At 68.2% G+C, this 23,502-nt stretch carries 24 protein-coding genes; 11 read left to right on the top strand and 13 right to left on the bottom strand.

Annotation, left to right across the window (positions count from 1 at the left end; genetic code table 11):
- Nucleotides 1–30 precede the first annotated feature (30 nt).
- A complete protein-coding gene (locus DIE08_RS07215; RefSeq protein ID WP_124901441.1) occupies nt 31–540 on the top strand; it encodes a GNAT family N-acetyltransferase in 510 nt (169 codons plus the stop codon).
- 8 nt (nt 541–548) lie between these two features.
- On the opposite strand, the gene DIE08_RS07210 is transcribed toward DIE08_RS07215, so the two are convergent.
- Together DIE08_RS07210 and DIE08_RS36060 are read right to left on the bottom strand one after the other, a co-directional pair.
- Nucleotides 549–1,502 carry a leucyl aminopeptidase gene (locus DIE08_RS07210; RefSeq protein WP_124901440.1) on the bottom strand — a complete coding sequence of 318 codons (954 nt, stop codon included), beginning with the start codon at nt 1,500–1,502 and terminating at the stop codon, nt 549–551.
- A gap of 58 nt (nt 1,503–1,560) precedes the next feature.
- A complete protein-coding gene (locus tag DIE08_RS36060) occupies nt 1,561–1,683 on the bottom strand; it encodes a hypothetical protein (protein WP_006752127.1) in 123 nt (40 codons plus the stop codon).
- A 503-nt stretch (nt 1,684–2,186) separates the two neighbouring features.
- On the opposite strand from DIE08_RS36060, the gene DIE08_RS07205 reads away from it, so the two are divergent.
- Nucleotides 2,187–3,434, top strand: coding sequence for a YbfB/YjiJ family MFS transporter (locus DIE08_RS07205; protein ID WP_124901439.1), 1,248 nt, complete (start codon nt 2,187–2,189; stop codon nt 3,432–3,434).
- 46 nt (nt 3,435–3,480) lie between these two features.
- Here the strand turns inward: DIE08_RS07205 and hpaC are convergent, their stop codons facing one another.
- Nucleotides 3,481–4,026, bottom strand: coding sequence for a 4-hydroxyphenylacetate 3-monooxygenase, reductase component (gene hpaC / locus DIE08_RS07200; protein ID WP_059601253.1), 546 nt, complete (start codon nt 4,024–4,026; stop codon nt 3,481–3,483).
- 331 nt (nt 4,027–4,357) lie between these two features.
- On the opposite strand from hpaC, the gene DIE08_RS07195 reads away from it, so the two are divergent.
- Entirely contained in the window at nt 4,358–4,990 is a 633-nt protein-coding gene (locus DIE08_RS07195; RefSeq protein WP_124620829.1) for a response regulator transcription factor, read from the top strand.
- Nucleotides 4,991–5,023: 33 nt separating this feature from the next.
- On the opposite strand, the gene DIE08_RS07190 is transcribed toward DIE08_RS07195, so the two are convergent.
- The 5 genes from DIE08_RS07190 to DIE08_RS07170 all read right to left on the bottom strand — a co-directional run bounded on the left by DIE08_RS07190 (nt 5,024) and on the right by DIE08_RS07170 (nt 9,157).
- Entirely contained in the window at nt 5,024–5,767 is a 744-nt protein-coding gene (locus DIE08_RS07190; RefSeq protein WP_124901438.1) for an SDR family NAD(P)-dependent oxidoreductase, read from the bottom strand.
- A 56-nt stretch (nt 5,768–5,823) separates the two neighbouring features.
- A complete protein-coding gene (locus tag DIE08_RS07185; RefSeq protein WP_124620833.1) occupies nt 5,824–6,948 on the bottom strand; it encodes an amidase in 1,125 nt (374 codons plus the stop codon).
- Between the two features lie 32 nt (nt 6,949–6,980).
- On the bottom strand, nt 6,981–7,514 hold the full coding sequence (locus DIE08_RS07180) for a nuclear transport factor 2 family protein (RefSeq protein WP_124901437.1): 534 nt from the start codon (nt 7,512–7,514) through the stop codon (nt 6,981–6,983).
- Nucleotides 7,515–7,522: 8 nt separating this feature from the next.
- Entirely contained in the window at nt 7,523–7,900 is a 378-nt protein-coding gene (locus DIE08_RS07175) for a hypothetical protein (protein ID WP_011356094.1), read from the bottom strand.
- A gap of 63 nt (nt 7,901–7,963) precedes the next feature.
- On the bottom strand, nt 7,964–9,157 hold the full coding sequence (locus DIE08_RS07170) for an acyl-CoA dehydrogenase family protein (RefSeq protein ID WP_124620837.1): 1,194 nt from the start codon (nt 9,155–9,157) through the stop codon (nt 7,964–7,966).
- Between the two features lie 140 nt (nt 9,158–9,297).
- Between DIE08_RS07170 and DIE08_RS07165 the strand changes: the two genes are divergently transcribed.
- Entirely contained in the window at nt 9,298–10,851 is a 1,554-nt protein-coding gene (locus tag DIE08_RS07165; RefSeq protein WP_124620839.1) for an ATP-binding protein, read from the top strand.
- Nucleotides 10,852–10,913: 62 nt separating this feature from the next.
- On the opposite strand, the gene DIE08_RS07160 is transcribed toward DIE08_RS07165, so the two are convergent.
- From DIE08_RS07160 to DIE08_RS07150, 3 genes are all read right to left on the bottom strand, one after another.
- A complete protein-coding gene (locus DIE08_RS07160; RefSeq protein ID WP_059601269.1) occupies nt 10,914–11,300 on the bottom strand; it encodes a tautomerase family protein in 387 nt (128 codons plus the stop codon).
- A gap of 65 nt (nt 11,301–11,365) precedes the next feature.
- Nucleotides 11,366–11,869, bottom strand: coding sequence for an aromatic-ring-hydroxylating dioxygenase subunit beta (locus DIE08_RS07155; RefSeq protein ID WP_124901436.1), 504 nt, complete (start codon nt 11,867–11,869; stop codon nt 11,366–11,368).
- Nucleotides 11,866–13,149: a Rieske 2Fe-2S domain-containing protein gene (locus DIE08_RS07150; RefSeq protein ID WP_124901435.1), complete on the bottom strand. Its 1,284-nt coding sequence runs from the start codon at nt 13,147–13,149 to the stop codon at nt 11,866–11,868. The genes DIE08_RS07155 and DIE08_RS07150 overlap by 4 nt, the downstream gene beginning before the upstream one ends.
- A 324-nt stretch (nt 13,150–13,473) precedes the next feature.
- Here DIE08_RS07150 and DIE08_RS07145 point away from each other — a divergent pair, with 324 nt between their 5' ends.
- The 6 genes from DIE08_RS07145 to DIE08_RS07120 all read left to right on the top strand — a co-directional run bounded on the left by DIE08_RS07145 (nt 13,474) and on the right by DIE08_RS07120 (nt 19,341).
- Entirely contained in the window at nt 13,474–14,808 is a 1,335-nt protein-coding gene (locus DIE08_RS07145) for an MFS transporter (protein WP_124901434.1), read from the top strand.
- Nucleotides 14,809–14,857: 49 nt separating this feature from the next.
- Entirely contained in the window at nt 14,858–16,051 is a 1,194-nt protein-coding gene (locus DIE08_RS07140) for an acyl-CoA dehydrogenase family protein (protein ID WP_124901433.1), read from the top strand.
- Nucleotides 16,052–16,088: 37 nt separating this feature from the next.
- Complete coding sequence (locus tag DIE08_RS07135) at nt 16,089–16,616, top strand: flavin reductase (RefSeq protein ID WP_059601279.1); 528 nt, start codon at nt 16,089–16,091, stop codon at nt 16,614–16,616.
- 3 nt (nt 16,617–16,619) lie between these two features.
- On the top strand, nt 16,620–17,348 hold the full coding sequence (locus tag DIE08_RS07130; RefSeq protein ID WP_124901432.1) for an ethyl tert-butyl ether degradation protein EthD: 729 nt from the start codon (nt 16,620–16,622) through the stop codon (nt 17,346–17,348).
- A 67-nt stretch (nt 17,349–17,415) separates the two neighbouring features.
- Complete coding sequence (locus DIE08_RS07125; protein WP_124901431.1) at nt 17,416–18,336, top strand: LysR family transcriptional regulator; 921 nt, start codon at nt 17,416–17,418, stop codon at nt 18,334–18,336.
- A gap of 87 nt (nt 18,337–18,423) precedes the next feature.
- A complete protein-coding gene (locus DIE08_RS07120) occupies nt 18,424–19,341 on the top strand; it encodes a LysR family transcriptional regulator (protein ID WP_124901430.1) in 918 nt (305 codons plus the stop codon).
- A 53-nt stretch (nt 19,342–19,394) separates the two neighbouring features.
- On the opposite strand, the gene DIE08_RS07115 is transcribed toward DIE08_RS07120, so the two are convergent.
- Nucleotides 19,395–20,378: a PDR/VanB family oxidoreductase gene (locus DIE08_RS07115; RefSeq protein WP_124901429.1), complete on the bottom strand. Its 984-nt coding sequence runs from the start codon at nt 20,376–20,378 to the stop codon at nt 19,395–19,397.
- A 159-nt stretch (nt 20,379–20,537) separates the two neighbouring features.
- Nucleotides 20,538–21,935 carry an MFS transporter gene (locus DIE08_RS07110; protein WP_124620851.1) on the bottom strand — a complete coding sequence of 466 codons (1,398 nt, stop codon included), beginning with the start codon at nt 21,933–21,935 and terminating at the stop codon, nt 20,538–20,540.
- Nucleotides 21,936–22,345: 410 nt separating this feature from the next.
- Here DIE08_RS07110 and DIE08_RS07105 point away from each other — a divergent pair, with 410 nt between their 5' ends.
- The gene (locus tag DIE08_RS07105) at nt 22,346–23,476 is read left to right on the top strand and encodes a porin (RefSeq protein ID WP_124901428.1); all 1,131 of its coding nucleotides are present in this window, start codon (nt 22,346–22,348) and stop codon (nt 23,474–23,476) included.
- The last annotated feature ends 26 nt before the right edge of the window (nt 23,477–23,502 follow it).

Below are 23,502 nucleotides of genomic sequence, written 5' to 3'. Positions count from 1 at the left end.
ATTCCCCGATCCCTTCACGAGAGAACCCGCATGATCACGCTTCGCCCGATGACCGAAGACGATTTCCCCCGCTTCTGGCCCACGTACCACGCAATCGTCACCGCGCAGGAGACCTATGCATTCGATCCGGCGACGACGCGGGAGGCCGCTCGCGCGCAGTGGCTCGACGCGCCGCTCTGCACGTGGGTCGCCGAGGAGGATGGCGTGCTGCTCGGCTCGTACTACCTGAAGGCGAACGCGGCCGGGCCCGGCAATCACGTGTGCAACTGCGGGTATATGGTTGGCGAGGCCGCGCGCGGCAAGGGCGTCGCCCGCCTGATGTGCGAGCACTCGCAGCAGGTGGCGCGCGAACGCGGCTTTCTTGCAATGCAGTTCAATTCGGTGGTCGCGACGAACGAGGTGGCGGTGGCGCTGTGGCAGAAGCTCGGCTTCGAGATCGTCGGCCGCTTGCCGCGCGCGTATCGCCACGCGCGGCTCGGCTTCGTCGATTGCCTGGTGATGTACAAGTGGCTCGGCGACACGGCGGCCGCCGAAGCCTGATTCGACAGTCAGACGGCGAACGCGCCGTCGAACACGATCCGCTCGTCGAACGCGAGCGTGCCGCGCGCGAAGATCAGGTCGAGGTGGTGGCTGCCGTTCGCGCCGCCGCCGAGGCCGAGATGCAGCCCCGGATGGCGTTCCTCGAACCCGGCGTTGCGGCCGTACAGCGCGCGGATGCCCAGATTCGTGCCGATGCCGAATTCTTCGATGCGCCGGTGATTGTCATGCCGGTCGAGGTACGACGCGAAGTCGCGCCGGAAGCCCGCGTCGTCGCTGTCGAAATCGACGATCAGGCTGTCTTCGACGTGCAGCGTCGCGAGCCGCTCCGTCACGCGGTACTTGATCGCGAACGGCACGGTGCCGAGGAACGTGCCGCTGAATACGATCGAGCCGTGCAGGTCGGTGACGTGCGTCGCGATCTCGCCGGGCACGACGTCGAGATTGCCCATCCCGTCCACGCTCGTCCATTTCTGGTCCGGTGAAAGCGAGCCGGTCAGCGTGTTGCCGGCTTCGTCGATGAAGCGGATCTGCGATGCGCGCGCGGCCGCTTCGATCAGCCGGCCGTTGCGCGCGGCGATGTCGTCGAGCGATTCGGCGAACGCTTCGTCGAGATGTGGGCCGTAATCCTTGAACAGTACCGACTTGCTCCAGTGCTCGACGATCGCGGGACGGATCGCGGCCAGGAACGGCGGGCCGCTCGGCGACGGTGTCGGCAGGCACGACGAGTCGTACAGCAGCACGAACAGATCCGCGCGCGCGAGCGCGGCGGCGATGTCGGCGGGCGGGGTGGTTTCGAGGCAGAGGGTCGTCGCGTCGAACGAGTCGGGCAGGGCGGAAAACGCGCGCAACGCGACGTCGCGGTTGCGGGTGTCGTAACCGACCAGGAGTTTGCCCGTTTCGCCGCGTGCGAGCTTGTCGCGCAGCGCCGGGTGACAGCCGAGCGCGCGGTGCAGGTTCAGCATGCGTGTCTCCGGAAGCGGCGGAAGGGCCGCGGCCCTTCCGCGGGAACGGGCTGGCCGCTCAGACTGGCCAGAGCGCGGTGCCGAACGGCACCACGGCATCCTCGACCATCATGTCGACGGCCTCGGGGTGCGTGTCTTCCTGCATCCAGTCAAGCAATTCGATCTGCCGGGTTTCCTGCATGTCAATTCTCCTGTGGTGAACATGAGCGATTCAACATGAAAGCGCGGTAAAGGGATTACCGCCGCTCGTCCGGAATTTTTTTGAATACCGGGCGAGTGGCGTCGATATTAGTCTGATGATTTAACGAATGCAACGCGTTGCATCGTTTTTAGCTGTGGTGTGCTAAACAAGCGGGTTCGCTGCATATCGCGCAATGAAGGCGAATGAATCGGATCGTGAAGGTCGTGGATTATTTTTTTGAATATCGAGCCCGTCAATGATGAATTCATTCATGTGATTTATTTAAATTGCGAGTGCAATCGCGTCGATCGTTTCGGTTTTCATCATTCGCGAACGATGCGCACGCGGCTGGTGTCCATGCGAATTGTGCGCAAGCAGTCGACGAGCCGGCTCCGGCGGCTGCCACGATTTTCTGGCACCATCTGACGACTTCGCGTGCGGGCCGCAGCCGCGCGCGCACCGCCGTCGCGGCGGCACGATTCGAACCACGATGGAGACATGCGATGCGCGCAGCGCCGCAACCGGAGCACGCCGGCCGAGCAGGGCCGCATGCCGGCGCCACCGAATCCGACCGGATGGCAGCATGGCGGCTCGCGATCTGCCTGTCGCTCGGCAGCGCGATCGCGCTCGGCCTCGCGCGCTTTTCGTATGCGTTGCTGCTTCCGCCGATGAAGGTCGATCTCGGCTGGAGCTTCGCGCAGGCCGGCGCGTTGAACACCGCGAACGCGGCCGGCTACCTGATCGGCGCGCTCGTCTTCCCGTTCCTGTCTCGGCGCTGGCGCACCGGCACGCTGCTGGCGGCCGGCTGCGCGCTGACCGCGGTGCTGATGGCCGCATGCGGGTTCTCGTCCGACATGAACGCGCTGCTCGTCGAACGGCTCGCGACAGGCGTCGGCAGCGCGCTGATCTTCATCAGCGGCGGCGTGCTGGCGGCGCGGCTCGCGTCCGCGTCGCCGCGCGATGCGGGGCTGCTGCTCGGGCTCTATTACGGCGGCACGGGGTGGGGCATCGTCGCGTCGTCGCTGCTCGTGCCCGCGACGCTCGTACATCGCACGCACGGATGGCAACCCGCATGGTTCGCGCTCGCGGTCGCGTGCGTGCTGTTCTCGGCGATCGCCGTGGCGGCGGCGCGTCGCATCGAGCATGCGCACGCGGCACCGGCCGTGCGGCGCGACGGCGCCGCGCCGGCGGCGAGCGCGAGCCCCGCGCGCTTCGCGCTCGCGCTCGCGGGCTACGGACTGTTCGGCGTCGGCTATATCGGCTACATGACGTTCATCGTCGCGCTGCTGCGCGGCACAGGGATGAGCGGCACGGTCGTGTCCGCGTTCTACGTGATGCTCGGCGTCGCGACCATCGTGTCGGCGCGGCTGTGGTCGGGGTTGCTCGACCGGATGCACGGCGGCCAGGCGCTGGCCGTGCTCAATGCGTTGCTCGGCGTGGCGACGCTGATGCCGGCGCTGTTCGCGCATCCGGCGGCTGCGTTCGCGTCGGGCGTGCTGTTCGGCGCGACGTTCCTGTCGGCGGTCGCGTCGACGACCGCGTTCGTGCGCCACAATCTGTCGCCGGAAGGCTGGGCGAAGGGCATCAGCGCGTTCACGACGATCTTCGCGTTCGGGCAGATCGCCGGGCCCGTCGCGATCGGCTGGGTATCCGACAGCGCGGGGCTCGCGCGCGGGCTCGTGTATTCGGCGCTGACGCTGTTCGCGGGCGCGGCGCTCGCGGCGGGACAGCGCGCGTTGCGCTCGGCGTAGCCCTGCGCGATCGGCGAGCGCGGCACCGTTTCGTTACCCCCGACCGTTACCGCACGCAGGCGGTACGCGATACGCGATGGAACGCGCGGCTGAAGTAGATGAGGCTGTCGCCGTCGTTGCGCACGCGAATCGACGTCGCCTCGATGAACATCACCGAATGCGAGCCGACTTCCTTCATGTCGGCGATCGTGCCTTGCAGGCTCGCGAGCGCATCGCGCAGCACGGGCACATCCTGCTCGCCGCGATCCCACACCGGCAGCTCGAAGCGGCGCTCCATCGGCAACTCGGTGAGTCCTGCGAAATGCCGCGCGAGCAGTTCGTGCTCGGCCGGCAGCACGTTGATGCACACATGACGATTGCGCTCGAAGGTCGCATGCATCGCGCTCGACCGGTTCAGGCACACGAGCAGCGTCGGCGGCGCGTCGGTGACGGAACAGACGGCGCTCGCCGTGATCCCGCAGCGGCCGTGCGGCCCCGCGGTCGTGATCACGTTGACGGCCGCGCCGAGGTGGGCCATCGCTTGCCGGAAGGCCTGTTGCGCGGCGGTGGGTTCGGCGCGCGCCGGTTGCGGGGTATCGGTCGGTGCTGACATGGGCGCTCCTGGGTGAATGAGGTGGCGATCGTGCGAGCCGTCGATGCGGCATCGAATCGTCGACGATGCAGCAAGCGTACGTCGCGAAAAAGCCGGCGAACATTCGCACGAGTGATGATGAAGATGGCGTTCTCGCCAATGCATCTAAAGGTTCTACCTAGATGCGCGGCACGGCGCGCGGAAAAAAGTGCGATGGAGCATTGATGCGGCACGTGAAGGGGTATTCAGCGCATTTTCTGCTCGTTATGATGTGCCGCACACCCCGACGAACGACGCCTGCCTCACCCGCGGCGCGTGCGATGCCGATACCGATATCTTGCGAGACACCCCGATGACGTCACCCGCTCCGATCGTATACATCGTCGACGACGACAGCGGCATGCGGACGTCGCTCGCCTGGCTGCTCGAGTCGGTCGGCATCGCGTCCGAAGGCTTCGCGAATGCCGCCGATTTTCTCGCGCGCTTCGACGTGAACCTGGTCGCGTGCCTGGTGCTCGACGTGCGGATGCCGGAGAAAAGCGGTTTCGACGTCCAGGCGGAACTGAACGCGCGCGGCGCGACGCTGCCGGTGATCTTCGTGAGCGGACACGGCGATATCCCGATGTCCGTGCGCGCGCTGCAGAACGGCGCGATCGATTTCGTCGAGAAGCCGTACAACTCGCAGCAGATGCTCGAGCGCGTGCAGCGCGCGTTGCGGCTCGCGCAGCAGCGGCACGCGGTCGGCCAGCGGCATCGCGAGCTGCGCCAGCGGCTCGACGCGCTGACCGCACGCGAGAAGGAGGTGCTGCGCGGCGTCGTCGACGGCAAGGGCAGCAAGCAGATCGCGTCGGATCTGTCGATCAGCGTGAAGACCGTCGACGTGCATCGCGCGAGCATCAAGGAGAAGCTCGGTGCGACGTCGATCGCCGCGCTGGTGCGCGACGTGATGGTCGTGTGGGGGGACGACGGCGACACGCCGCGCTAGATGCACGAATGCGCGCCGTCGCGCGCGCCGCGTTCAACGCATGTATAACCCGCCGTTGATGTCCCAGCACGCGCCGTTCGCGAAATGCGCGTCGCCCGACGCGAGCAGCACCGCCGCATCCGCGACGAAACCGGCCGATCCGAGCTTGCCGCCCGGCAGGCTCGCGAGCACCTGCCGCAGCTTTTCCGGCGCGACGCTTTCGTAGACGATCGGCAGGTCGAGCGGGCCCGGCGAGATCGCGTTGACGGTCACGCCCTGCGCGGCGAGGTCGCGCGCGAACACCTTGGTCAGCGTCAGCGTGCCGCCTTTCGCGGCCGCATAGTGCGCCCCCGTCGCCGAGCCGCCGTTCTGCCCGGCGAGCGACGCGATGTTGACGATGCGGCCCGCGCCGCGTGTCGCGAAGTAGTGGCCGAACACCTGACAGCCGAACAGCACGCTGCGCAGGTTCACGTCGATCACCTGGTCGAACTGCTCGGCCGTGATCTCCATCGCGGGCACGACCTTCGATGCGCCGGCATTGTTGACGAGCACGTCGATTGCGCCCCAGCGCGCGACGAGCGCATCGCGCGCGGCTTCGAAATCGCGTTTCGACGTGACGTCGAGCGGCAGCGCGATCGCGCGTTCGCCGCTCGGGTCGATTTGGCGCGCGTGCGCATGAATGGCGTCGGCGGCGATGTCGGCCAGCGCGACGCGATAGCCGGCCGCGAGGAAGCGTTCGGCGATGACGGCGCCGAGCCCGCGCGCGGCGCCGGTGACGAGGACGACTCGGTCTGACATGGTGCGTGATTCCCTGGTTTGCGGGCGCGTGGCCGAAGCGGCACCCGCATCGTGGTTCATGCGGCAAGCGCCGTTTCGAAGTGTGCCGCAATCGCGCACACCTGTTCGTCCGCGCCCTTGCGGCCGACGATCTGCAACCCGGCCTTCAGCGGTGTTCCGGCGAGCGGCAGCGGCAGGCTGAGCGCCGGATGGCCGCTCAGGTTGAACGGCCGGATCAGCGACGACATCGCGATGACCGATACGCCCTCGCGCGCCTGTTGAAGCGTGATCGGCAACGCGGGCAGCGTCGGCAGCACCAGCACGTCCGCGCGTTCGAGCGCGGCATCGACCTGAGCGGTGAAGCGCGCGCGTACGGCTTCGGCTTGCACGAGCGCGGCCGGTGTCGTCTGCGCGGCCATGCGCAGCCGCGCATCGAGATCCGCGCCGAGCTTGCCGGTGTCGACGAGATGCCCGAATGCGCGCGACGTTTCCGCGTTGATGACGGCGAGCCCCGCGGCGAACGCGGCAGGCAGTTCGTCGAGCGCAACATCGTGCGTGCGCAGGCCCGATGCGCGCACCGCCGCATCGAGCGCGGCGGCGATGGCCGGATCGGCATCGGCGATCACGTGCGCGATCGTGCAGCCGGCAACGGGCGCTGTCGCGCGCGTCGGATCGAAGTCCGGTGCAATGGCGGCCATCACGGCTGCGAGCGTGCGGACGTCGCGCGCGAACGGTCCGACGCAATCGAGCGTGGTGTCGGTGGGTGCGACGCCGCGCCGCGACACGCGGCCGAACGTCGGTTTCAACCCGACCACGCCGCAGCAGGCGGCCGGCCCGCGAATCGAGCCGCCGGTGTCGGTGCCGAGCGCGGCGTCGACGACACCGAGCCCGACGAGCGACGCCGATCCGCTCGACGAGCCGCCGGGAATGCGCGTCGGGTCCTGCGGATTGACCGGCGTGCCGGTGGTGTCGTTGATGCCGGTCATGCCGAACGCGAGCTCGTGCATGTTCGCCTTGCCGGCGATCTGCCAGCCGGCGTCGAGCAGCAGGCGGACCACGTCCGCGTGCTGCGCGGCGGGCGGCGCGTCGGCGAGTGCGCGGCTGGCCGCGCGGGTCGGATGGCCTGCGATGTCGATCGTGTCCTTGATCGCGATCGTCGGACCCGGGCCGCCCAGCGTGAAGGTATCGATGAAGCCTGTCATGGTGCGATGGCGTGGGAGCGGAGTGAAAGGGTTCAGGATTGCGGCGCGGCGGCGAGTGGCCACGGGCCGTCGAGCACGCGCTCGGTGCGGAAATGGCGGATCAGCCAGGTCGCGCCGCCTCCGGCCGGCGCGAAGTCGACGCTCAGCCGCGCGGCGATCAGCTCCGCCGTGCCGTCCGCGTAGCGCGACGCCTGCAGCATGATCCAGCGGCCCCGTGCGCTCGCATGGTCGGCGCCGACGTCGATCGACTCCGACGTCAGGAAATGCAGGTTCGCCGCGAAATGCGGATCGGGCGGCAGATAGCGACGCAGCATCGCGACGATCGCATCCGTGCCTTCGAGGCGGCCGAACTTGCGCGCGTACTGCGGGCCGATGCCTTCCCACACCGCGTCGGACGTGAACAGCGCAGCGAGCGCCGGGCCGTCGCCGGCGTCCACGGGCACGTCGCACAGCGCCATGTAGCGCGTGATCGTCGCGCGCACCGCGCGTTCGGCGTCGAGCGCCGCCACGCGCCGTTCAAGCGCTTCGAGCGCCGCGATCGAGCGCGAAGAATCGGGGCCGGTCATCGCGCGCCTCACGCTGCGGGTTTCGCGGCCGGCGGCACGGTCAGCGCGCGGCCGACCCGCGCCTCGATCTTGCCATAGCGCCACAGGTTGTATTCGCCGACCGGCGTCGTGCGGTACAGGTTGCAGACCGCGACCGTCGTGTCGAAGTCGGCGACGTCGGCCATGATGTAGAACGTCCACGGCGCGCCGTCGGCCTGGCCGACCACGAGGCGGTCGTCATCCATCACGCCGAGCACGCGCACGCCGGGCATCGCCTCGACGGCGGCGAGCATCGCGCCATACGCTTGCCACACTTCGCCGATCTTCTCGCGCGGCAGGTCAAAGAAGTTTTGCGACACGCCGCAGCAGAACAGCACGCGCAGCGGCAGCGGATTCGAATCGGACATGACAGGTTCTCCTGAAGAATGCGTCGAGCGGCGTTGAAGCGAATCGATACGAATCGACGCGGATTACAGATAGCCGGGAAACGGCGTGACGCCGGTGAACACCGCGCCAGCGCCGTCGAAGTTGCCTTCGCCGAGAAACGCGTGCTGCGTGACGACCATCGCGTCGCGCAAGAGGCGCTGCAGTGGATGCGTGCGATAGATCGCGGCCGTGCCGCCGAGGCGGTACGCGCGCTCGACGACGCTCGCGCCTTCGCGTGCGATATGCGTGGCGGCGAGTCTCAGCAGGCTGACCTGCTCGGGCGTGACCGGGTTGCCGGCCAGAATCGATTGCCAGACCGAGTCGGTCGCGTCGTAGAAGAACGCGCGCGCCGAGCGCAGCTGTGCCTCGGCCTTCGCGAGTTCGATGCGGAAATACGCGCGATCGGCGAGGCGCGGCGCGCCGGTGGTCGTCTGGCGGCCGCCCGACATGCGGTTCGCGACGTCGAGCGCCGCGCGGGCCAGCCCGAGGTTGACCACGGCGAGCACCTGCGCCGCATATGCGACGGTCGGATAGCGGTACAGCGGCTCGTCGACGGTCGCCTCGCCGCCGCGCACGAAGGTCCACGCTTCGGGCACGAAGCGGTCGTCGACGCGCAGGTCGTGGCTGCCCGTGCCCTGCATGCCGACCACGCTCCAGTTCTCGACGATCTCGACTTCGGTGGCACGGAACACGGCCGTGCGGGGCTTGTTCGGCGCGGCATCCTGCGCGCCGGGCACCGCGATGCCGACGCCGAGCCAGTCGGCGCCCTTGCAGCCGCTCGCGAACTTCCACGTGCCCGTTACGCGCCAGCCGCCGGGTGCCGCCTGCGCCGGCTGCACGGGGAACAGCCCGCCCGCGAACACCTGGTCGGGGCCGCTCGCGTACAGCTCGGCCTGCGTGGCGAGCGGCAGCGCGGCGAGATAGGCGTTGGCCGAGCCGAAGCTCGCGACCCACGCGGCCGACCCGTCGGCGGTCGCGATCCGCTCGATCATGCCGAGGAACGCGGTGGGCGCGAGCGCATCGCCGCCGAAGCGGCGCGGCGTGCCCGCGCGATAGATGCCGGCCTCCTTGAACAGCGCGATCACGTCGCGCGGCACATGCGACAGGCGGTCGAACTCGTCGCGGCGCGCGGCGACGGTCTCGATCACCGCGTCGAGCGGCGACATACGTGCGGCCGCTTCGCGGACCGCATGCGGCGAGGGGGGCGCGGCGTCGATGGCGAGGGCGGCGTTGGGCATGGCTGTCTCCTGGGGATGGGGTTCGATTGCGGGGATGGACACGGCATGGACCTAGTCTAGAAACGCCGAAAACACGCAGCAATTGGTGCGTAGGGCTGCGTGACTGGTGTCGCTCCGTGCCGGGCTAAAGAAATCTTCAGATGCGGGCCGCGCACGCCGGTGCTATGTTGGACATCCGGCCGCGCGACGCCGCGTGCCTTCATCCGGATCCGATCATGAGTTTTCCCGACGAAGACGATTTCCACCGGCTGCTCGACGCATTGACCACCTGCGTGCTGCTGCACGACGCGCATACCAAGGCGATCGTGTGGGCGAATCGCGCCGCGTGCATCGCGCTCGGCTTTTCCGTCGAGGAACTGCTGCCGCTGAAGGCGCCGGACATGACGCGTCCCGAACCGAAATACCAGCGCGAGATCGCCGTGAGTGCGTGGGATCGCGCGCTCGTCGACGGGCCGCAGGTGTACGAGTGGTGTTACCGCTCGCGCACGGGCGTCGACATGCTGTCGGAGGCGACCGCCACTTACGTGCCGCTGCGCGGTCGCGACGTCGTGATGGTGCAGTTCCGCGACATCAGCGCGGAAGAAGCGGTGCGCCAGCAACTGCGCCGCTACGAAGCACGGCTGCGCGAGTTCATGCAGGACCTCGATGAAGGGATCGCGGTCGTGACACCGCACGGCGGCGTGCAGTTCATCAGCGAGTCGGGCCGCCGCGTGCTCGGGCTCGCGCCGGACGAAGCGCTCGGCGAGGTGCTCGACTATTGCAGCGCGGCCGACCGCGACCGGCTCGTCGCGCAGCTGCGCGATGCGCCGTCCGCGTGCCCGTCCGAGCCGCAGCGTTACCGGATCGTGCGGCGCGACGGCTCGGCGTGCTGGCTGCGCATCCAGTGCCGGCAGGTCGAGATCGAAGGCGATCTCGACGGGCTGCTCGTGCAGTTTCGCGACGTGAGCGACGAAGTGGCGATCGAGGATGCGCGGCGCGCGCAAGCGCGGATGCTCGAATACGCGGGCCGCTACAACGCGATGGGCGAGATGGCGAGCGTGATCGCGCACGAGCTGAGCCAGCCGCTCGCGGCCGTGCGCAACTTCATCGAGGGCGCGGTGCAGCGGCTGAACGCGCGCGGGGCCGTCGACGACGCGATCTGGGGCCTGCGCAGCGCGGACCGGCAGGCCGAGCATGCGGCGCTGATCATCAAGAGCGTGCGCGAGTTCATCGTGAAGCGCGAGCCGGTCGTCGCGCTCGCCGATTTGCGCGAGATCCTCGCTGACGTCGCGTATTTCATCGAGCTGCGCGCGAAGGAGGCGGGCGTGACGGTGACGATCGTGCAGGCCGATGTGCCGCTGCCGATCCGCTGCGAGCGCGTGCTGATCGGGCAGGTGATGCTCAACCTCGCCTTCAACGCGATCGAGGCGTTCGCCGGCTGCGAGCGCGCACCGTGCATGCTGACGCTCGGCACCGCGAACGTCGACGGGCACGCCGAGCTGCGCGCGATCGACAACGGACCCGGTATCGCGGAAGGTGCGCACGATCGGCTGTTCGACGGCTTCTCGTCGTCGAAGGCCGGCGGCAACGGGATCGGGCTGTCGCTGTGCAAGAGCATCGTCACGCGCCACGGCGGGCGCATCGGCGCGAGTCCGGCCGAAGGCGGTGGGCTCGACTGCCGCGTGACGCTGCCGCTCGCCGGAGCGCACGCGTAGCCGCTGCGCTGCATCGCGTGCATCACATGCGTCACGGCAGGGCAGCGACGCGCGGCACACGGTCAGCGCCCCAGCGCCCGCGCAGTCTGGCCGCCGATCCCGAAGTCGGTGTTCGGGATGTCCTTGATCATCACGCGCGTTGCCTGCAACGGCGCATCGAGCACGTTCGCGGCAGCGTCGGACAGCGCGGCGATCAGCGCGCGTTTCTGCGCATCGGTGCGGCCGGCGATCAGGATCGCGACGATCACCGGCAGCGACGGCGGTGCGCCGTCGGCGGCCGTGCGCCCGCCGAGGCCGATATGCGTCGCGGGCAATTCGGTGAGCAGCACGCGCACCGATTCGATCGGCGCGCTTGTCGCGTCGACGGTCGCGCTGCTGAGCCGCGCAATCAGCTCGGCCTTGCAGGCGTCGTCGTGGCCGGCCGGCAGGAAAACTTCGAGTGTGGGCATGGTCGTCCGGAAAGGTGAAGGTGACCGGTTCACCGTTGCGGATTCGGCGGTGAACCGGCGGCGGCTTACAGCAGGAAGCCGATCGCGCTGAGCGCTTCGGTCGAGTCGATCAGGCGCACGACCTTCTCCGCGATCCGCATCTCGCCGTCCGCATCGACACGCAGCTTGTGCGTGACATTGGCCGCGAACAGGGTCGCGACGCCACGCTTGTATGCGACGACAACCTGCGCGGATTTCAGCTCGACGGTGTCGGCGCTGCCGCTTTCCAGCGTGAAGCGCGACACGGTGCGCACCGTGCGCGCCGCGTCGGACGCCGACGCCGAATAGCCGGACAGCATCCGCTGCACGCGCTTCTCGCGCATGTCCTGGTCGTCGAACACGTAGTTCAGCGTCGCCGCGAAATCGGTCGCGTCGGGATCGATCGGCACCACGTAGTGGCCGGCCGGGTCCCACAGGTCGAGCCACGCGCGATAGTCGCGGCGATCGAGCATCTCGGCTTCGCGCCACACGAATTCGACCGCGCGGGCGAAGGTCTGCTCGGAAAAAAGGGCGTTGCGGTCATCCATCACTGTTGCTCCATCATTTTTCGCCATTGCTGGTAGGCCTCGCGCATGCCCGTCTCGTCGGTGGCATGCGCGGTCTTTTCGCCGTTCGCGGCCGTCGTCTCGCGGTTCAGCCCGCGGTTCACGAGGATCGGCACGTCGGGGCCCGCATGCGCGCCGCGCTGTACGCGCTCCCAGGCTTCCGCGTCGTCGGGGCTGCCGAAGCCGAACGGGCCCTGGAAGTGCTCGTGGATGCGCAGCCGCTCGCGGTTCGCCTCGTCCGGGCCGCCGTCCATCGCGAGCGCGACGTGGCGGATCTCGGTCTCGTTCGCCGAGATCGGCCGCAGCACGCGGAAGAACGCCATCGATAGCGCGAGGTTCGGAAACAGGTTCAGGTTGAAGCCGACGCCCATCAGCGAGCGCACGATGCGGCGCACTTCGTCCGGCGCGTGGCGCTCGGCGAGCTTCGCCGCGAGCGGCGCGAAGCGCTCGGGCAGCGGCGCGCCGTCGTCTTCGTCGAGATCGATCAGTTCGGGCATGAGCACCGCGAGGCTGTGGCCGTTGCCCAGCGCGCGGCAGAACGCGTCCTCGCTCGTCATGAAGCTCGTGATCGCGGCGGCCGTCTCGTCGTCGATCGACTTCATCCACGACTTGTGCACGACGGGGAAGTGATAGAGGTCCGTCGTGTTCTCGAGCTGGATCTTCCAATTGCCCTTGAACTTGAACTTGTGCTCGCCGTTCGCCTTGATCGGGTAGCCGGCACCCTGCTTCATGAACAGGTCGATCCACGGTTTCGCGCCGCCGAGGAAATCCTCGAGCGGTTCGATGGCGTCGTCGAAGCTCGCGAAGATCAGCCCCTGGTACACGCCGACGCGCAGCTTCACGAGCGGCAGGTCGCCCTTCTCGCACACGCCTTCGTAGCCGTCGCCATACGGCAGCGCGCGCAGCGTGCCGTCGAGCGCGTACGACCAGCTGTGATACGGGCACGTGAAGCCTTTCGCGTTGCCCTTGTGCGATTCGCACACGGTCGCGCCGCGATGGCGGCAGCGATTCTGCAGCACGTTGATCTCGCCGGTCTTATCGCGCACGACGATCACCGGCTGGCGGCCGATCGTCGTCGTGATGAAGTCGCCCGGGTTCGGCAGCTCGCTTTCGTGCGCAACCCAGATCCAGGTGCGGTAGAAGATGCGGTCGAGCTCGGCTTCGAACAGCGCGGGATCGTGATACATCGCGGGTGCGATGCGGTCGGGCTGCGCGAAGCCGTGCAGCGCGCGGGTGTCGATCGTCTGGTAGGAAATGTCGCTCATCGTCGTCGTGGGGAAAGAGTCGCGAGGAAGTGCGGGTCCGGTCGGGCGGACCTCGCACGGATAGCGGGACCAGTTTCGTCGTCGCGTTTTCATCCGTCAAATTGATCTAAAAAAGGCGATCAAATAAGCGCGATGGATAATTAGATGGGCGACTCGCGGCACGGCATGCCCATGCATGCGATTCATGTTCATCATTTTTGGCGGGAATTTGACCGCATTCCGCTGCGCTCTTATCGTGATTCGGACGCAGTGAACAGATTCGATCGCGGACCTGCCGCCCGATGCCGGACAGGCAGGACAACTGAACTTATCCTCCAACACACCATGAACTCACCAGCGCCCCTGTCAGCGGTTTCGTTGCCCGTTTCCCGCAGCACGAGTTCGGTCCGACGCGCGGTCGCGACCGCCGTGATCGGGCAGGCACTCGAATGGTACGACTTCTTCCTGTACGGGACGGCCGCCGCGCTGCTGTTCGGCAAGCTGTTCTTTCCGGTCGGCAGCGATCCGCTGACCGGCACGATCGCGGCGTTCGGCGGCTTCACGGTCGGCTTCGTCGCGCGTCCGATCGGCGGGCTGCTGTGCGGGCACATCGGCGATCGCTACGGGCGCAAGACCGTGATGATGCTGACGATGTTGACGATGGGCGCGGCGACGGTCGGGATGGGGCTGTTGCCGACCTATCGCGAAATCGGCATCGCCGCGCCGGTCGCGCTGGTATTGCTGCGCGTGCTGCAGGGGCTCGCCGCCGGCGGCGAGTGGAGCGGCAGCATCCTGCTGATCCATGAGAACGCGCCGGCCGACCGGCGCGGTGCGCTCGCCGCATGGAGCCCGTGCGGCGCGGCGTTCGGCTTCGTGCTGTCGACTGCCGCGTTCCTGCTCGTGCAGCAGCTGCCGGCAGCCGACGTCGAGCGCTGGGGCTGGCGCATCCCGTTCCTCGCGAGCATCGTGCTCGTCGGGTTCGGCCTGTGGATGCGCCGCTCGATCGGCGAGAGCGCGGAATTCGCCGATGCGCGGTCGACACGGAAGTCCAGCGCGACGCCGCTCGTCGACGTGCTGCGCGAATGCCCGCGCGAAGTGCTGACCGTGTTCGGGCTGCGGTTCGGCGAAGGCGCGGTGTCGTACCTGTTCTTCGCGTTCTCGCTCGCGTACGGCAAGTTCATCGGTCTCGATGCATCGTGGCTACTGAGCGGGCTCGTGATCTCGATGCTGCTGATGATTCCCGTGACGCTGCTCGCGGGCCGCCTGACCGACCGGATCGGCCGCAAGCCCGTCTACTTGCTCGGCGCCGTCGCCGTAGTGCTGATCGCGTATCCGTACTTCACGTTGCTGCAGTCGGGCCGCTTCTCGCACGTGATCGTCGCCCTGCTCCTGGCCAACAGCATCGCGATCGGCATTCTCGAAGGCGCGCAGCCGGCGTTCATCAGCGAACTGCTGCCTGTGCACCTGCGGTTCTCGGGGCTCGGAATCGGTCGCGAGATCGCGTCGGTGCTCGGCGGCGGGCTGTCGCCGGCGATCGCGACCGCGCTGCTCGCGCACTACCGCAGCGCGACGCCGATCGTCATCTATCTCGTGCTGCTCGGCGCAATCACGGTCGTCGCAACCTGCATCGCACCGGAAACCCATCCGAAGACGATGCGCGATGCTGCCCGATCGCGCTGACCGGCGCACCGTCTTTCCTCCATACCTTTCGCCTTTTCAGGACATCACCATGCAAGCTCATTCCGCCATCCGTGCCGTCGTGCCCGACGTGCCCGTGCCGCCGCAACCGGCCGACCGGTCACCTTTGCCTCTCGATACGGTGATCGCCGAGGTCGAACGCCGGCGCGACGAATTCGACCGGCTGTCGCACGTGCCGCGCGACGTGGTCGCGATGATGAAACGCGCGGGCATCTTCCGCGCCGGCACGCCGGCGCGCTTCGGCGGCGACGCGCTGCCGCCGCACGTATTTCTCGCGATGCTCGAACGGATCGCGATCGCCGACGGTTCGGCCGCGTGGGTCGCGGCATTCGGCTCGGCCAACACGTATCTCGCCGCGCTGCCGCTCGACACGCAGCGTACGATCTACGCGGACGGCCCCGACCAGGTGTTCGCGGGCGGGCTTTACCCGCTGCAGCCGGCCCGGCCCGCACCGGGCGGCTACCGCGTGACGGGCCGCTGGCGCTTCGCGAGCGGCTGCAAGGGGGCGGACTGGATCGGTGTCGGCATCGGCGGTGCGCCGGCCGACGGCGGCGCGCCGGGCAAGCCGTTCACGGCCGTATTTCGCGCCGAGGACGTCGAGATCGTCGAGAACTGGCACGTGGTCGGCATGCAGGGCACCGGCAGTCACGACCTGGCGCTGAACGACCGGTTCGTCGATGCAGCCTGGACGTTCGTGCGCGGCGGCGAGCCGACCGTCGACGAGCCGCTGTACCGCTATCCGGCGGTCGCGTACCAGGCGCAGGTGCATGCGGCCGTGAACGTCGGCATCGCGCGCGCCGCGCTGGACCTGCTCACCGCGATGTCGGGCGCGACGAAGACGACCACCGGCGCGCCGCGCCTCGCCGATCGTCCGTATTACCGCGAAGGGCTTGCGAAGGCCGAGGCCGACTGGCGCAGTGCGCGGGCGTTTTTCTACGAGACGGCGGAAGCCGCATGGGCGTCGCTGGCCGCTGGCCGGCCCGTATCGCCGCAGCAGGCGAACCTGCTGCGCCTGAGCGCGACGCATGCCGCGCAGGTGTGCGCGAAGGTCGTGATGCAGGCCTACCAGCTTGCCGGCACGGCCGCGATCTATCGCGAGAACCGGCTGCAGCAGCTGGTGCGCGATTCGATCGTGGTCACGCAGCACGCGTTTCTCGGCGAGGCGACCTACGACGGCTCCGGCGCCGTGTTTGCCGGCATCGTACCCGTTACGCCGTACCCGTGATCGGCACCACGCCGATTTTTCGCAGCAGGAGCACAAGATGAACGAAGCAACGATCCAATGCGACGTCCGCCAGGATTTTCGCGAGGCGATGTCGCGCCTGCCGGCCGGCGTCAATGTCGTCACCACCGACGGTGCGCACGGCCGCTGGGGCATCACCGCGAGCGCGGTCTGCTCGGTGACCGATATGCCTCCGACGATGCTGGTGTGCATCAACCGCGGCAGCCGCGCGCACGACATCATGCGCGGCAACGGGCGCGTCGCGATCAACCTGTTGCCGTCCGCGTGCCAGGAGGTCGCGAGGACGTTCGCAGGCATGACGCCGGCGCCGGGCGATACGCGCTTCGACGACACGCGCTGGCTGGACGGCAAAACCGGCGTGCCGGTGCTGGCCGATGCGAACGTCAGCCTCGAAGGGCGCATCATCGACAGCAAGTCGGTCGGTTCGCATTCGGTGATGTTCGTCGAGGTCGATCACATCGCGCTGCATGCGGCGGCCGACGGGCTGATCTACTTCGGCCGCGCGTTCCACCGGCTCGCGCATCCGCTGGCCGCGCAGGCGGGGTGACGGATGGAAGTCTGCCTGTTCCTGATCGTCGAGCATGGCGCCGATGCCGATGCCGATGCCGATGCCGATGCCGACGTGCCGCTGGCCGGCATCGGCGGTGCCGTGGCGACGTTGCGCGCCGCGCCCGGGCTGGAGCGGCTGGTCGTCCATCGGCCCGTCGCATTGGCCGCCGACCGTGCCGACCCCGTGGCGCGGCCGCCATCGCCCGCATGCGTGCTGCAAGGCTATTTCGCCGAGCTCGACGCGCTCGAAGCGACGCTTGCGCCGACGGGCGCCGCATACGCCTGCATGGTGCGATGGCAGGCGGCAGCTTGGCGCGTCGCGCAGCAGGCGATGGCCGTGCGCCGGATTCCGGTGGCGGGCCCGGGTGTGGGCCCGGGCGCGCGAAGCTGTACCTTCCTCGTCAGCTATGAAGGCGAGGCCGAGGATCCGAACGCGTGGCTGTCGCACTACCTCGATCGTCATCCGCCGCTGATGGCGCAATTGCCGGGCATCCGCGCGATCGAGATCTACACGCGCGTCGATTACCGGAGCGCGCTGCCGGCGCCGCGCGCGCACGCGATGCAACGCAACAAGGTCGTGTTCGACGATGCCGATGCACTGGCGCACGCGCTGGCGTCGCCGGTCCGCCTGCTGATGCGCAGCGATTTCGATGCGCTGCCGCCGTTTTCGGGCGCGACGCCGCATTTCCCGATGGCGAGCGAAAGTTTTGAGATAACATCGGCCGAGTAGTCTGCGCCGCGTCGCGCGACCGCTTGCCGGCCGTGCCGACGCGCCCCCGCCGCGGCTTGCGAGCGCCATGACCAAATCCCATCCGGTCGTCACCGACCTCAACCTGTTGCGGGTGTTCCTCGCGATTTCGGAGCTGCGCAGTCTCACCGCGGCCGGCGAGCGGCTCGGGCTCACACAGCCGGCCGTCAGCCACGCGCTGCGGCGCTTGCGCAATCTCTTCGACGATCCGCTGTTCGTGCGCACGCCGGCCGGCATGGCGCCGACCGACGTGGCGCGCCAGCTGCACGGCCCGCTGACGCGGGCATTCGGAATCATCGATCTCGCGGTGCAACAGGTCGCGCATTTCGATCCGGCCACGGCCAGCCGCACGTTCCGCCTCTCGATGTCCGACATGTCGGAGTTCTATTTCCTGCCGCCGCTGCTCGCGAAGCTCGCGGAAGTCGCGCCGGGCATTCACGTCGAGATCGCGAGCGCGGCGGTCGAGGCGGTCGGCGCCGCGATGCGCAGCGGCGAGATCGATCTCGCGCTCGGCTACGTGCCCGACCCGGGCCCCGGCTGCGTGAGCGAGACGCTGTTCTCGGACGAGCACGTATGCATGGTTCGAGCGGGCCACCCGCTGCGCAAGCGCGCGCCGACGCAGGAAGACCTGACCGCGCTGCGCTACGTCTACGCGAGCAGCAGCGCGACCGGCCACCGCATGGTCGAAAAGTGGCTCGACGAGCTGCACGTGGAGCGCACCGTCGTGCTGCGGTTGCCACATTTCATCGTCGCGCCGGAGATCGTTCAGCACACCGATCTGGCGATCATCTTTCCGCGCAGCGTCGCCGAGCGTTTCAATCGCGGCCGCGCGTTCCGGATCTTTCCGCTGCCGTTCGTGCTGCCGCCGATCGAGATCCAGATGCACACGCACGTGCAGTTCGCGGCGGACCCCGGCATCGCATGGCTGCGCGGTGTCATCCACGAGATGTTCCATCGGCCGGAAGCCTGACAGCGAATTCTCGCCGCCCGCGTAATAATCCGCTTCACTGATTTAGAATGCGTTCACGCATCAATTGGACGAATAGTGGAGGCGGTCATGACATCGGTCGATCATCTCGATCTGAACCTGCTGCGCGTATTCCAGGCGATCGTCGAGGAGCGCAGCCTGACGAAGGCCGGCGAGCGGCTCGCGCTGTCGCAGCCGGCCGTCAGCTATTCGCTCGGCCGGTTGCGTACGCTGTTCGACGATCCGCTGTTCGTGCGCACGCGCGCGGGCATGCAGCCGACGCCGGTCGCGCTCGAACTCGCGGGCATCGTCGGCAAGGCGCTCGACATGGTGCGTGTGGCGCTGCGCTACGCGGAGCGCTTCGATCCGGCCACCAGCACGCGCACGTTCCGGCTGTCGCTGTCGGACGCGGGCGAGATGGCGTACCTGCCGGCGATCTGCCAGGCGCTGCGCGAGCGTGCACCGCGCGTGACGCTGAGCGTGCAGCCGCTGCCGGTGGAGGAGATCGAGGAAGCGTTGCGCGCGAGCCGGCTGGATTTCGCGATCGGCAACCTGCCGGAGCTGATGCCGCGCACTCGTCACCAGGTGCTGTTCGAGGAGACCTACGTTTGCATGACGGGCCGTCGGCGCGGGCTGCCAGGTGGCGCCGTGCTGAGCCTCGACCAGTTCGTGCGCGCCGCGCACGTCAACGTGAAATCGGTCGAGCACAGCCATCACGCGCTCGACGACGCATTGCGCGCGCAGGGCGTGGGCCGCAACATCGCGCTCGAAGTGCCGCATTTCGTCGCGCTGCCGAGCGTGCTGTCGGTCACCGATCTCTATGCGACGCTGCCGAAGCGGCTCGCGCAGATCCTGAACCGCGATAACGCGTTCCGGCTGTACGACCTGCCCGTCACGCTGCCGCCCGCGCCGGTGACGATGCACTGGCACGAGCATTTCCACGAAGACGAGGGCAACGCGTGGATGCGTGCGCTGCTCGCCGAGATCGTCGAGCGGTTCGACGCGTGACGGCTGCGCGGCGCGTGCGCGCCCGCATGTCGGTTCTTCCATGCATCAAGGCATCAGAGATCGAGGACGAGCACCGCCGATCGCGCACGCGACACGCAGCAGCAGATCACCGTATTGCTCGCACGCTCGGCCTTGCTGAGGCAGTGGTCGCGATGATCGGGCTCGCCGTCGAGCACCGGCACCATGCAGGTGCCGCACACGCCTTCGCCGCATGACGTATCGACCTCGATGCCGATCCGCGCGAGCGCGTCGACGATCGACGTGTCGGGCGTGACGCGTACCGACTGCCCGCTGCGCTGCAGGCGCACTTCGAAGCCGTGTGCGGGGCCGGCGCCGGCATGGTCCGCACCGACGGCGGCCGGTTCGGCAGCGAAGCGTTCGAGATGAATCGAATCGTCGGGCAAGCGCGTCGCGGCTGCCGCGACGACTGCATCCATGAACGGCCCCGGGCCGCACGTATAGACGTGTGCGTGCGCATCGACCGATTCGACGCAGCGGCCCAGCTCGGCCACGAGCGCATCGGGCTCGATGCCGTAGTGGAACGTCACGTGCGACGCGAACGGTTCGGCCGACAGTTCTTCGACGAATGCGGCGTGATCGCGGCTGCGCGCGAAGTAATGCAACCGGTAGCGCGCGCCGCGCTTGTGCAGCGCATAGGCCATCGACAGCAGCGGCGTGATGCCGATGCCGGCCGCGATCAGCACGTGCTCGCTTGCGTCATCCGTCAGACGAAACAGGTTGCGCGGCGCGCCGATCGACAGCTCGGCGCCGACGGTCACGTCGTCGTGCAGCGAACGCGAGCCGCCGCGCGACTGCGCTTCCTTCTTCACCGCGAACAGGAAGCTGCCGCGCTCGTCGGGGTTGCCGCACAGCGAGTACTGCCGCGTGATGCCGGACGGCGCGGTGACGTCGATATGGGCGCCTGGTTCGTATGCGTCGAACGGCTGGCCGTCGACGCGCGAAACCCGGAAACAGCGGATGTCCTGCGCCGCGTCGATCAGCGCGTCGATCCGGACTTGGTGGCGGTTCGCTTGCATGGGTAAATCCGTGGGGGAGGAGGAACACGCGGCGCGGCAGACACCGCGCCGTCATGCGATCGAGAATAGGGAGAGGCATCGCATAAATCAAATCGATTAAAAAGCGATGCCTGAATCAGTGAGATGGATGATGGCCAGGCGACCGATTGCGCTCGATGTTCAGCGGGCGGCGATCGCGTTGGCAGCCTCGGCCGCCTGCGGCGCGGCTGCCGATGCATGGCCGCGTTCGCGATCGAGGCTGCGGCGATAGTGCCGGCACCCGGCTGCCAGCAGCAGCGCGGCGAGCGTGGCCGCCGCTACGTTGACGATCGACATCGAATGGCCGACCGCGGCCGGCGCGCCGAATACGCGATCGGTAAACAGGGCGACCACGGTCGTGCCGATACCGAGCGCGATCAGGTTCGACACGAGCAGGAACAGCGCGGAGATCTGCGCACGCATCTGGTTCGGCGCGAGCGTCTGCATCGCGGCGGTCGACGTCGGCATCGGAAACGACGCGAAGAACATCGCGACGACGAGCATCGCGAGCGACGCCGGCAGGCTGTCGAGCTGCGTGAACAGCGTCGCGGGAATCGCCATGCATGCGGCACCGATCGCGCCGGCACGCATCGGCGCATCGGTGCGGCCGCGCCGCAGCAGCCAGTCGTTGAGCCAGCCGCCGCAGAACACGCCGGCCGTATTCGCGACGAGCAGCACGATGCCGAGCGTGTAGCCGGCTTCGACGGCCGTCATGCCGAAGCGGCGGATGTAGAACGCGGGCGTCCAGCTCAGCAGGCAGTAGAGCGTCATCGCGTAGAACGAAAAGCCGAGGTAGTGGCACGCGAAGGTTGTGCGATGCGTGCCGACGAAGCGCAGCGAGTCGCGCATGGACACGCGTCGCACGGCGCCCGAGCGATCCTGCGCGAGCCCCTTGCGCTGCGGGTCGCGCACGGTGGCCGCGAACAGCAGCGCGACGAGAATCCCCGGCAGCCCGACGATCAGGAACGTGACCTGCCACGCATGCACCTGCCCGACGACCGGCAGCGTGAACGCGCTCGCGTGCTTGAGCAGCGCGATCACGTAGCCGCCGATCAGGAATGCGACGCCGCCGCCGATGAACGAGCCGAGCGAATACACGGCGATCGCGCGGCCGAGCCTCTCCTTCGGGAAATAGTCGGCGAGCATCGAATACGCGCCGGGCGACAGCGCGGCCTCGCCGACGCCGACGCCCATCCGCGCGACGAACATCTGCACGAAGTGCTGGCTGAACCCGCAGGCGGCGGTCGCGACGCTCCACAGCGCGATGCCGAGCGAGATGATGCGCGGACGTGCGTAGCGGTCGGCGAGATACGCGACGGGCAACCCCATCACCGCGTAGAACAGCGAGAACGCGAACCCGTTGAGCAGGCTGAACTGCGTGTCGGTGAGATGCAGGTCGCGCTTGATCGGTTCGATCATCAGGACGAGCACCTGGCGATCGACGAACGAAAAGACATACGCGAGCATGCAGATGACGACGACATACCATTCGTACGTATAGCGCTTGCCGTCGGCAGCGCGGGCCGTGGGTGCAGACATGCGGATTCTCCAGGAGCGGGCGGTGGAAAAGCGCGGCGCCGGCCTCGCGGGCCGGGTGCCGTCGCGGCGCGAAAGCGTGCGGGTGACACGATTGGAGAGGCAGCGTAGTCGGCCAAATTCGGCCGCCATAGCCGGAGTGACAGCCGCGCCACACGGACATCTACCGACCCGGATAAAGAAAACACCGAGGCCGTGCGCACGGGGCGCCCCGCAGCGCGCGTGCGGCGGGGCGCGTGCGCATCATGCGGCACATCTATAAGCGTTATAGAGCGGATTGCGTCGACGTCCGAAATTGTCGTTCCTAGACTCGGCCCGTTTTTGATCGGCAGCGTTGGCCCTTCGCGGCGAATGCGCTTCACATCAAGCGGCGCGATGCCGACAGGCGCCGCAATCTCCACGGGACGACCAAGATGAACCATCCGAACGGGCGAGCCGACCGGCTTGCCGCACCGCTTGCCACGCTGGCTGCCGCGCTGCTTGCATGCGTATCGCTGCCGGCTGTCGCACAATCGAGCGTGACGCTCTACGGCCGCGTCGATACCGCGATCGAGTACGCGAACGCCGGGCCGAACCACGTGACACGCATGGGCAGCGGCAACCTGTGGGCATCGCAGTGGGGATTGAAGGGTGTCGAGGATCTCGGCGGCGGCTACGCGACGATCTTCAAGCTCGAGGACGGCTTCAACGCGGCGAGTGGCGCATTGTCGAACAGCAGCGCATTGTTCGGCCGCGAGGCCTGGGTCGGCATCACGGGGCCGTTCGGTGGCGTGCAGCTCGGCGAGCTCTACACGATCGTGCATACCACGCTCGTCACGTACAGCCTGCCCGGCCTCGGCGCGGGCCTCGCATGGGGCAACGCGACGAACAACTTCGTCGGACCCGCGTTCCTGCGCGTGCGCAACGCGATGCGCTACACGTCGCCGCGTTATGCGGGCTTCATGCTGCGCGCGATGGCCGCGCGCGGCACCAACGGCGCGGCCGGCCGGCCGGCATCGCTCGGCGACACGTACGGCGCGGGCCTCAACTACGTGCGCGGCGGGTTGTCGGTCGACGTCGACTACATGCAGCAGAAGTTCAGCCCGGTCGCCGCACCCGCGCTCGGCGACACGAGCCCGGCCGCGAACGGCAACTACACGGTCGGCGCGATCTCGTACGACTTCGACGTCGTGAAGGTCGCCGCGCTGTACATGCGGCATCGCGGCGGCCCGGACGTCGCAGCCGCGATCGACAGCCAGAGCGCGTATCCGCACAGCGACACGATGGAACTCAGCGCGACGGTGCCGATCGGGCGCGCGTCGCTGCTGCTGAGCATCGGCCACTACCGGAAGGTGGCCGACAGCGATGGCAACGCCGATTCGTACGGCATCCGCTTCGACTATCCGTTGTCGAAACGCACGGTGCTGTACACGGGGGCCGCGATGGTGCGCAACGGCGCACATGCGCGCTTCGTCGTGAACGGCGCGGCGGGCGGCGGCGTCGCGGTCGCCAAGCCCGGCGCGACCGCCAGCTCGATCGTCGCGGGCATCCTCACGTCGTTCTGACCGCCGACGGTTGGCCCTGTCCGCCT

The sequence above is a fragment of the Burkholderia sp. Bp9004 genome (assembly GCF_003858025.1).
Lineage (GTDB): Bacteria > Pseudomonadota > Gammaproteobacteria > Burkholderiales > Burkholderiaceae > Burkholderia > Burkholderia diffusa.
The sequence above is the reverse complement of the archived record's forward strand: the minus strand, read 5'-3'. Positions and strand labels throughout refer to the sequence as shown.